The 10,624-nt window shown below is 76.9% G+C and carries 1 protein-coding gene; it reads right to left on the bottom strand.

Translation table 11 applies throughout. The features are described 5' to 3' along the window. The coding region (locus tag IE245_RS36215) for a type I polyketide synthase (RefSeq protein ID WP_189955663.1) at positions 1-10,624 on the bottom strand (10,624 nt) is incomplete at both ends.

Here is a 10,624-nt window from a genome sequence, read left to right as displayed (position 1 = left end):
CGTGCCGGGCGAGCACCGCACCCAGCGCACCCGTGGCACCCGTGATCAGCACCGTCCCCGCGTCCCAGCGGGGACCGGACCCGCCGGCCCCCTCCGCGTCCGCCTGGGCACGCGCGAGCCGGGGCACGAGCAGTACGTCGGCGCGCGCCGCGACCTGCGGTTCGCCGGTCGCCAGGGCGGCGGCGAGCACGTGCTCGGAGGCGTCGGCCGCCTCGGTGGGGTCGAGGTCGACGAGGACGACGCGGCCGGGGTTCTCGGTCTGCGCGGACCGCACGAGACCCCACACGCCGGCGTGCAGCAGGTCCGGCACGTCCCCGCCGCCGACGGAGACCGCGCCGCGCGTCACGACCGCGAGCCGGGAGTCGGCGAACCGTTCGTCGGCCAGCCAGGATCGGACCACGTCGAGGACCCGGGCCACGGCGCCGCGCGCCGCCTCGCCCGTCACGGCCCCGCCGGCGGTCAGCGGCAGGACGACCAGGCCCGGCGCCGCCGGCACCTCCGACACGTCCGTCGCGCCGGGCGGCAGCTCGAAGCGGTCCTCGGGCAGGGAGGGTTCGCCCGCGGGGGCCGGCAGTGCCGTCCAGGCGACGCGGAGGAGCCCGTCCCGCGTACCCGCTCCGGCGGCGCGCAGGGCGTCGACGGACAGCGGGCGCAGGTGCAGGGTCTCGACGGTGGCGACGGGCGTGCCGGCGCCGTCGGTGACGGTGAGCGCGGCCTGCAGGGTGTCGGGGTCGGGGCTGGTCAGCGCCAGCCGGACGCGCAGGGCGGTGGCGCCGCCGGCGTGGAGGGCGGCGCCGCTCCAGGCGAAGGGCAGCCAGGACCGGCCGTCCTTGTCGGCGACGCCCGGGAGCAGGGTGTGCAGGGCGGCGTCGAGGAGGGCGGGGTGCAGTCCGAAGCGGGCGGCGTCGGGGCGCTGCTCCTCCCCCAAAGCCACCTCGGCGAAGAGTTCGCCCTCGGCCTTCCAGACCCGCCGCAGGCCCTGGAACACCGGACCGTAGCCGTAGCCCTGCTCCTGGAGCCGGTCGTACGCGCCGGTCAGGTCGACCTCCTCGGCCCCGGCGGGCGGCCAGGCCGCGAGCGCCTCGGGTGCGGGGGTCCGGTCGGCGGCGAGGGTGCCGGTGGCGTGCCGGGTCCAGCCGGTGCCGTCGGCGTCCGCCTCGGGCCGGGAGTGGATGTCGAGGGTGCGGCGTCCGGTGTCGTCGGCGGCGCCGACGGCGACCTGGAGGTGCAGGGCGCCGGTCTCGGGCAGGACGAGCGGGGCGGCGAGGGTGAGTTCCTCGACGTGGCTCGCGCCGGTCTCCTCGGCGGCGCGGGCGGCGAGTTCGAGGAGGCCGGTGCCGGGCAGGAGGGTCACTCCGGCGACGGCGTGGTCGGCGAGCCACGGGTGGCCGCCGCGGGAGACCCGGCCGGTGAGGACGTACTCGTCGCGGTCGGCGAGGGCGACGGCGGCGCCGAGCAGCGGGTGGTCCGTGCCGGACAGGCCGAGGCCGTTCGCGTCGCCGGTGCCGCCGGCGGGGCCGTCGAGCCAGTACCGGGCGTGCTGGAAGGCGTACGACGGGAGGGCGGTCCTGCGGGCGCCGGGGAAGACCGCGTCCCAGGCGACGGGTGCGCCGGAGGCGGCGAGCAGGCCGAGCACCGCGGCGAAGGAGCGGCCCTCGGGGCGGTCCCGCCGCAGGACGGGGGCGACGACGCCGGGATCGTCGGTGAGGCAGTCCTGGACGAGGGCGGTGAGGACGCCGTCGGGGCCGAGCTCGATCCACTCGGTGACGCCGGCGGCCTCCAGGGTGCGCACGCCGTCGAGGAAGCGGACGGCCTCGCGGATGTGGCTCGCCCAGTAGTCGGCGGAGGCGAGCTGCTCGGGGGTGGCGAGCCCGCCGGTGAGGTTGGAGACGACGGGGATGCGGGGGGCGTGGTAGACGAGGCCGCCGGCGATCTCCCGGAACTCGTCGAGGACCTCCTCCATGTGCGGGGAGTGGAAGGCGTGGCTGACGGACAGCAGCTTGGCCTTGCGGCCCTTCTCCTTCCAGGCGGCGGCGAGGGCCGCCACGTGGTCGGCGTCGCCGGAGATCACCGTGGACGACGGGCCGTTGAGTCCGGCGACGGTGACGGCGGCGCCGGTGGGGAGCCCGGCCAGTTCGGCGCGGACCTCGTCCTCGGTCGCCTGGAGCGCGGCCATGGCGCCGCCCTCGCGGGCGGCCTGCATGAGCCGTCCGCGTTCGGCGACGAGGACGCAGGCGTGGTCGAGGTCGAGGACGCCGGCCAGGTGGGCGGCGGTGACCTCGCCGATCGAGTGGCCGAGGAGGTAGTCCGGGGTGATGCCGTGGTGTTCGAGGAGCCGGAAGAGGGCGGTCTCGACGGCGAACAGGGCGGCCTGGGTGAAGGCGGTCTGGTCGACGAGGGCGGCGTCGGCGGAGTCGGCCGGCGCGAACAGCACCTCCTTGAGGGGGCGCGGCAGTTCCTGGTCGAGGCGTCCGCAGACCGCGTCGAACGCGGCGGCGTACACGGGCGAGGCCTCGTACAGCTCCCGGCCCATGCCGAGCCGCTGGGAGCCCTGGCCCGTCAGCAGGAAGGCGGTCTTCCCGCGGCGGGCGGCGGCCCGGACGACGTCCGGCGAGGCCTGGCCGCGGGCCAGGGCGTCGAGTCCGGCGAGGAGTTCGTCGCGTCCGGTGCCGGTGACGGCGGCGCGGTCGTCGAGGAGGGCCCGGGTGGTGGCGAGGGACCAGCCGATGTCGGCGGGGTCGGTGCCGGGGTTCTCGGTGACGTACGCGTGGAGGCGGGCGGCCTGGGCGCGGAGCGCGTCCTCGCCGCGGGCGGAGAGGAGCCACGGGGTGACGGGGACGGCCGGGGCGGCCGGCCGCTCCGCCGCCTCGTCGTCGGCGGTCTTCGCCGGGGGCTGCTCGATGATGACGTGGGCGTTGGTGCCGCTGATGCCGAAGGAGGAGACGGCGGCCCGGCGGGGCCGGCCCGCCTCGGGCCACGGGGTCTCCTCGGTGAGGAGTTCGATGGCGCCGGCCTCCCAGTCGACGTGCGGGCTGCGCTCGTCGGCGTGGAGGGTGCGGGGCAGGACGCCGTGGCGCATCGCCTCGACCATCTTGATGACGCCACCGACGCCCGCGGCGGCCTGGGAGTGGCCGATGTTCGACTTCAGGGAGCCGAGGTAGAGCGGACGGTCCTCGGGCCGGTCCTGGCCGTAGGTGTTGAGCAGCGCCTGCGCCTCGATGGGGTCGCCGAGCCGGGTGCCGGTGCCGTGCGCCTCGACGGCGTCGATGTCGGCGGGCGCCAGTCCCGCGGTGGCGAGGGCCTGGCGGATGACGCGTTCCTGGGCGGGGCCGTTGGGGGCGGTGAGGCCGTTGCTGGCACCGTCCTGGTTCACCGCCGAGCCCTTCAGCACGGCGAGGACCTGGTGGCCGTTGCGCACGGCGTCCGACAGGCGCTCGACGAGCAGCAGGCCGACTCCCTCCGCCCAGCCGGTGCCGTCCGCGTCCGCCGAGAAGGACTTGCTGCGGCCGTCGGGCGAGAGCCCGCGCTGGCGCGAGAACTCCACGAACACGCTGGGTCCCGCCATGACGGTGACGCCGCCGGCGAGGGCGAGGTCGACCTCGCCGCTGCGCAGCGCGTTGGCGGCGAGGTGCAGGGCGACCAGGGACGACGAGCAGGCGGTGTCCACGGTCACGGCCGGGCCTTCGAGGCCGTACGTGTAGGAGAGCCGGCCGGAGACGACGCTGGAGAGGTTGCCGGCGAGGAGGAAGCCCTCGAACTCCTCGGGGCTGGCGGGCAGCCGGGCCGCGTAGTCGTCGTACATCGCGCCGGTGTACACGCCGGTGTGGGAGCCGCGGAGGGTCGTCGGGTCGATGCCGGCGCTCTCGAAGGTCTCCCAGGCGGTCTCCAGGAGGAGGCGGTGCTGCGGGTCGGTCGCGGTGGCCTCGCGCGGCGAGATGCCGAAGAACTCCCGGTCGAACAGGTCGGCGTCGTGGAGGAAGCCGCCGTGGCGGACGTACGAGGTGCCCGCCTGCTCCGGGTCCGGGTCGTACAGGTCGTCGAGGTTCCAGCCGCGGTTCACGGGGAACTCGCTGATGGCGTCGACGCCGTCGGCCACGAGCCGCCACAGGTCCTCGGGCGAGGAGACCCCGCCCGGGTAGCGGCAGGCCATGCCGACGATGGCGATGGGCTCGTCCGCGGTCGCGGCGGCGGGCTTCTTCGCGGGGGCGGCGGGCGCGGCGGTGCCGGCGGCGCCGTCGGCCTTGCCGAGGAGGAGGGTGGCGACCGCGGCGGGGCTCGGGTGGTCGAAGACCAGGGTGGCGGGCAGCCGGAGTCCGGTGGCGGCGTTCAGCCGGTTGCGGAGCTCGACGCCCGCGAGGGAGTCGAACCCGGTGTCCTTGAAGGCGCGTTCGGGGTCGACGGACCGGGCGTCGGCGTGGCCGAGCACGGTGGCGACGACACCGCGCACGAGGTCGAGGACGGCGGCGGCCCGCTCCTCCGCGGAGAGCGTGGCGAGCTGCCCGGCCCAGTCCGAGCCGGACGCGCCCGGGCCGGACGCCACGGCCCGGCGGGCACGGGCGGCGGCCGGGAGGAGGCGGCGCAGCAGGGCGGACGGTTCGCCGGCGGCGCGGAGCCGCGGCAGGTCGAAGGCGGCGGGGACGGCGAGGGCGGCACCCGAGGCGAGGGCGGCGTCGAACAGGGCGAGGCCGCGGGCCGCGTCGAGCGGGTTGATGCCGGCGCGGGTCCAGCGGGCCAGGTCGGCCTCGCCGAGCCCGGCGCCCATGCCCTGCTGGGCGTCCCACAGGCCCCAGGCCAGGGAGAGGGCGGGCAGGCCCCGGGCGTGGCGGTGGGCGGCCAGGGCGTCCAGGAAGGTGTTGGCCGCCGCGTAGTTGGCCTGACCGGCGGTGCCGGTGATGCCGGACACCGAGGAGAAGAGGACGAAGGCCGACAGGTCCAGGTCGCTGGTGAGGTCGTGCAGGTGCCAGGCGGCGTCGACCTTCGGCGCGAGGACGGTGGCGAGCTGCTCGGGGGTGAGCGCGGCGACGGTGGCGTCGTCGAGGACGCCGGCGGTGTGGACGACGGCCGTCAGCGGGTGCTCGGCGGGGACGCCGGCCAGCAGGGCGGCGACGTCGTCGCGGTCGGCGGCGTCGGCGGCGGCCACGGTGACGTGGGCGCCGAGGGCGGTGAGTTCGGCGGTCAGCTCGTCGGCGCCGGGGGTGGCGGGGCCGCGCCGGCTGCTCAGCAGCAGGTGGCGCACGCCGTGGGCGGTGACGAGGTGCCGGGCGAACAGGGCGCCGAGGCCGCCGGTGCCGCCGGTGACCAGGACGGTGCCGTCGGGGGCGAAGGCGGGCCGCCGCGCGTCGCCCTCGGGCGGGGCGGTGGCTTCCGGCGCGGCGGTGGCGCGGGCGAGGCGGGGCGCGTGGAGGCGCCCGTCGCGCAGCGCGAGCTGCGGCTCGCCGGCGGCCAGGGCCCGTGCGAACACCTCGGTGTCGGTGCCGGCTTCCTCGGTGTCCACGTCCAGGAGGACGATGCGGCCCGGGTGTTCGGCCTGGGCGGAGCGGACGAGGCCCCAGACGGGTGCGGCGGCGAGTCCGGTCACCTCGTCGCCGGGCAGGGCCGCGACGGCGCCGTGGGTGACGACGAGGAGCGGCGCGTCGGCGTGCGCCTCGTCGGCCAGGTGCCGCTGGAGGTGGTCGAGCGCGGTGCGGGCCGCGGCGTGCGCGGCGGACGGCCGGTCGTCGGTGGCGTCGGCGGCGTGCGGGACGCGGAGGACGACGGGCTCGGCCGTGGCCTCGGCCGGCTGTCCGCCGGCCTCCTGCCACTCCACCCGGTACAGCGCGTCGGGGGTGGTGTCGGCGGCCCGGGACAGGCGCGCCCTGGGCACCGGGCGCAGGGTGAGGGCCGCGACGGACGCCACCGGGGCGCCGGTCGTGTCGGCGAGCAGCAGGGAGACCGTGTCGGGTCCCGCGGGCGAGATCCGGACGCGCAGGGCGGTGGCCCCGGACGCGTGGAGGACGGTGTCCGACCAGGCGAAGGGCAGCTTGATCTCGTCCGGCGCGCCGCCCTTGGCGGCGTCGAGGACCAGCGGGTGCAGGACGGCGTCGAGCAGCGCGGGGTGCACGCCGAAGCGGGCGGCCCGCTCGTGCTGGTCCTGGGGCAGCCGGATCTCGGCGTACACGTCGTCGCCGGCGCGCCAGAGGGCGGTGAAGCCCTGGAAGGCGGGCCCGTAGCCGTATCCGAGCTCCTGGAGGCGGTCGTACACGCCGTCGAGGGGTTCGGCCGTGGCGCCGGCGGGCGGCCACTGGCGGAGGTCCTCCGGGGCGGCGGTGCCGGTCGCCGGGGCAAGGGTGCCGGTGACGTGGCGGGCCCACGGGGCCTCGCCGTCGGTGGGGGGCGCCGTGTCGTCGCTCACCCGCGTCTCGGGCGACGAGTGGACGGTGAAGGGGCGGCCGCCCGTGGCGTCGGGGGCTCCGACGGTGACCTGCACGCGCACCGCGCCCTGGCGGGGCAGGACGAGCGGGGCCTCCAGGGTGAGCTCCTCGACGCGGCCGGCGCCGGTCTGGTCGCCCGCCGCGACGGCGAGCTCCAGGAAGGCGGTGGCGGGGACGAGGACGGTGCCGCCGATGGTGTGGTCGGCCAGCCAGGGGTGGGCGCTCAGGGAGAGGCGGCTGGTGAGGACGACGTCCTCGCGGTCGGCGAGCCGGACGGTGGTGGAGAGCAGCGGGTGGTCCGCCGGGTCCAGGCCGAGGCTGCGGGCGTCGCCGGAGGCCTGCGGGGCCAGCCAGTAGTGGGCGCGCTGGAAGGCGTACGTGGGCAGGTCGGCGGCGGGCCGGGCGCCGGGGAAGAACGAGGCGCGGTCCAGGGGCGCGCCGGCGGTGTGGGCGCCGCCGATGCCGGCGAGGAGGGTGCCGGGCTCGGACCGTCCGGAGCGCAGCAGCGGGAAGGCGCGGGCCGTCACGGTGGCGAAGGAGCCGGTGGCCATGGCGGTGAGCACGGCGTCGGGGCCGACCTCGACGAAGACGGTCGCGCCCTGCTCCTCCAGGGTGCGGACGGCGTCGAAGAAGCGGACGGCCTCGCGGATCTGGGTGACCCAGTACTCGGGCGAGGTGAGCTGCCCGGGTTCGGCGAGCGTGCCGGTGACGGTGGAGACGACGGGGACGGCGGGCTCGTGGTAGTCCAGCTCCTCGGCCGTGCGGCGGAACTCGTCGAGGACGGAGTCCATGTGCGGGGAGTGGAAGGCGTGGCTGACGGTGAGCCTGCGGGTCCTGCGGTCGCGGGCGCGCCACGTCCCGGCGATTTCCTCGGCGGCGTCGGCGTCGCCGGAGATGACGACCGCGGTGGGGCCGTTGACGGCGGCGAGCGCGACGCGGCCCTCGTAACCGGTGAGGCTCTCGGTGATCTCGTCGGCCGTGGCCTCGACGGCGATCATCGCGCCGCCTTCCCGCGCGGCCTGCATGAGCCGGCCGCGGGCGGCCACCAGACGGGCCGCGTCGGCGAGGGAGAAGACGCCGGCGGCGTGCGCGGCGGCGAGTTCGCCGATGGAGTGCCCGGCGAGCAGGTCGGGGGCGAGGCCGTGGTGTTCGAGGAGCCGGAAGAGGGCGACCTCGACGGCGAAGAGGGCGGGCTGGGTGTACGTGGTGAGGTCGAGCAGCTCGGCCTCGGGGGTGCCGGGCTCGGCGAACAGCAGCTCGCGCAGCGGCCGGTCGAGGTGCGGGTCGAGGCTGTCGACGACCTCGTCGAGGGCGCGGGCGAACACCGGGTGGGCGGCGTACAGTTCGCGGCCCATGCCGGCGCGCTGGGCGCCCTGGCCGGTGAAGACGAAGGCGGTGCGCCCGGCGCGGGCGGCGTCGCCGGTGACGACGTGGGCGGCGTCGGTGCCCCGGGCGAGCGCGTCGAGCCCGGCGAGGAGTTCCTCGGTGGTGGAGCCGTACACCGCCGCCCGCTGTTCGAAGGCGGTACGGGCGGCGAGCGCGGCGCCGGCGGAGGCGGCCGTGGTGTCGGGGTGCTCGGTGAGGTGGGCGTGCAGGCGGGCGGCCTGCTCGCGCAGGGCGTCCTGGTCGCGGGCGGACAGCACCCACAGGGCGGGGGCGGTCGGGGCGGTGTCGCCGGCGGGGGCCGGGGCCTCGTCGCCCTGCTCCAGGACGACGTGGGCGTTGGTGCCGCTGATGCCGAAGGAGGAGACGGCGGCGCGGCGGGGCCGGCCCGCCTCGGGCCACGGGGTCTGCTCGGTGAGGAGGCGCGCGGCGCCGGCCTCCCAGTCGACGTGCGGGCTGGGCTCGTCGACGTGGAGGGTGCGGGGCAGGACGCCGTGGCGCATCGCCTCGACCATCTTGATGACGCCGCCGACGCCCGCGGCGGCCTGGGAGTGGCCGATGTTGGACTTCAGGGAGCCCAGGTAGAAGGGGCGGTCGCCGGGCCGGTCCTGGCCGTAGGTGGCGAGCAGGGCCTCGGCCTCGATGGGGTCGCCGAGGCGGGTGCCGGTGCCGTGCGCCTCGACGGCGTCCACGTCGGCGCCGGTGAGTCCGGCGTCGGCGAGCGCCTGCCGGATGACGCGCTGCTGGGAGGGGCCGTTGGGGGCGGTGAGGCCGTTGCTGGCGCCGTCCTGGTTGATCGCGGTGCCGCGGATGACGGCGAGGACGCGGTGGCCGTGGCGGCGGGCGTCCGAGAGCCGCTCGACGACGAGGAGGCCGACGCCCTCGGCCCAGGAGGTGCCGTCGGCGGCGGCGGAGAACGACTTGGAGCGGCCGTCGGCGGCGAGGCCCCGCTGGCGGGAGAACTCGACGAACATACCGGGCGTCGACATGATGCTGGCGCCGCCGGCGATGGCCATCCGGGACTCGCCCTGCCGTACCGAGCGGACGGCCATGTGGAGGGCGACGAGCGACGACGAGCAGGCGGTGTCGATGGTGACGGCGGGGCCGACGAGGCCCAGCTGGTAGGCGATGCGGCCGGACATGACGCTGGGCGTGGTGCCGGTGAGGAGGTGGCCCTCGACGGCCTCGGCGCCCTCGTGCATCCGCGGCCCGTAGTCGAGGGTGGTGGCGCCGACGAAGACGCCGGTGCGGCTGCCCTTCAGGGTCTCCGGGTCGATCCCGGCGCGCTCGACGGCCTCCCACGCGGTCTCCAGGAGGAGCCGCTGCTGCGGGTCCATGGCGAGGGCCTCGCGGGGGGAGATGCCGAAGAAGCCGGCGTCGAAGGAGCCCGCGCCGTGCAGGAAGCCGCCCCGGTCGACGGCGCTGCGGCCGCTGCGGTCCGGGTCGGGGTCGAAGAGGTCCTCGGCCCAGCCGCGGTCCTCGGGGAAGCCGCCGATGGCGTCGACGCCGTCGGCGACGATCCGCCACAGCTCCTCGGGCGAGGCGACGCCGCCCGGGTAGCGGCAGGCCATGCCGACGATCGCGATGGGCTCGTCGTCGCCGGCGGCCGGGGTGAACAGGTCGTCGTCGGCGTCACGGACACCGGTGAGCTCGGCGAGCAGGTGCTCGACCAGGGCGGCCGGGGTGGGGTGGTCGAAGAGCAGGCCGCTGGGCAGCCGCAGTCCGGTCGCGGTGGCGAGGGCCTCCCGCAGCTCGACCGACATCAGCGAGTCGAAGCCGAGGTCCTTGAACGGCAGCCGGGCGTCGACGGCCGTGGGGCTCGCGTACTCCAGGACGGCGGCGACGTGCGCGAAGACGAGGTCGGTGACGGTGGTGCGGCGCTCGGCCTCGCCGAGGCCCGCGAGCCGCTGGGCGAACGCGCCGCCGTGGGCACGCGGGGCCGCGTCCGTCCCGGCCGGGGTCGCGGCGGGGAGCTCCGCCGCGGCGCGGGGGGTGCCGGAGACCCAGTACGGCTGCCGCTGGAAGGCGTACGTGGGAAGGGCGACCTGGCGCGGGGAGGCACCCTCGAAGGCGCGGGTCCAGTCGACGGGGGCGCCGTGCACGAAGGCGGCGGCGAGCGCGGAGGCGAAGGTCTGCGCCTCGTCGCGGTCGCGGCGCAGGACGGGGACGGCGGTGACGCGGTCGGTGGCGGTCACCGAGTCGCGGGTCATCGCGGACAGAACCCCGTCAGGCCCGAGTTCGAGGAACACACCGACTCCGGCCGCCTCCAGGGCGCCGACGGCGTCGGCGAACCGGACCGCGCCGCGGACCTGGTCGGCCCAGTACTCCGGCGTCCGCAGATCCTGACCCTCCGCGAGACGACCGGTGAGGGTGGAGACGACGGGGATGACCGGCTCGGCGTAGGTGAGCTGGGCGGCCTCGGTGCGGAAGGCGTCGAGCATGCCGTCCATGTGCGGGGAGTGGAACGCGTGGGAGACGGTCAGACGCTTCGTCTTGCGGCCCTGCTCGCGCAGCTTCTCCGCCACCGCGAGGACCGCGTCCTCGTCGCCCGAGATCACCACCGAGGTCGGTCCGTTGACGGCCGCGACCGTGACCCGGCCCTCGAGCAGCGGAAGGACCTCGGCCTCGGTGGCCTGGACGGCGACCATGGCGCCGCCGGACGGCAGCGCGTCCATCAGGGACGCGCGCGCGGCCACGAGCCGGCAGGCGTCCTCCAGGGACAGCACCCCCGCCACGTGCGCGGCCGCGAGCTCGCCGATCGAATGCCCGGCCACGAAGTCCGGGCGCACACCCCACGACTCCACCAGCCGGAACAACGCCACCTCGACCGC

This window comes from Streptomyces roseolus (assembly GCF_014649855.1).
Classification (GTDB): domain Bacteria; phylum Actinomycetota; class Actinomycetes; order Streptomycetales; family Streptomycetaceae; genus Streptomyces; species Streptomyces roseolus.
This window is presented reverse-complemented; position numbering and strand designations above follow the sequence as displayed.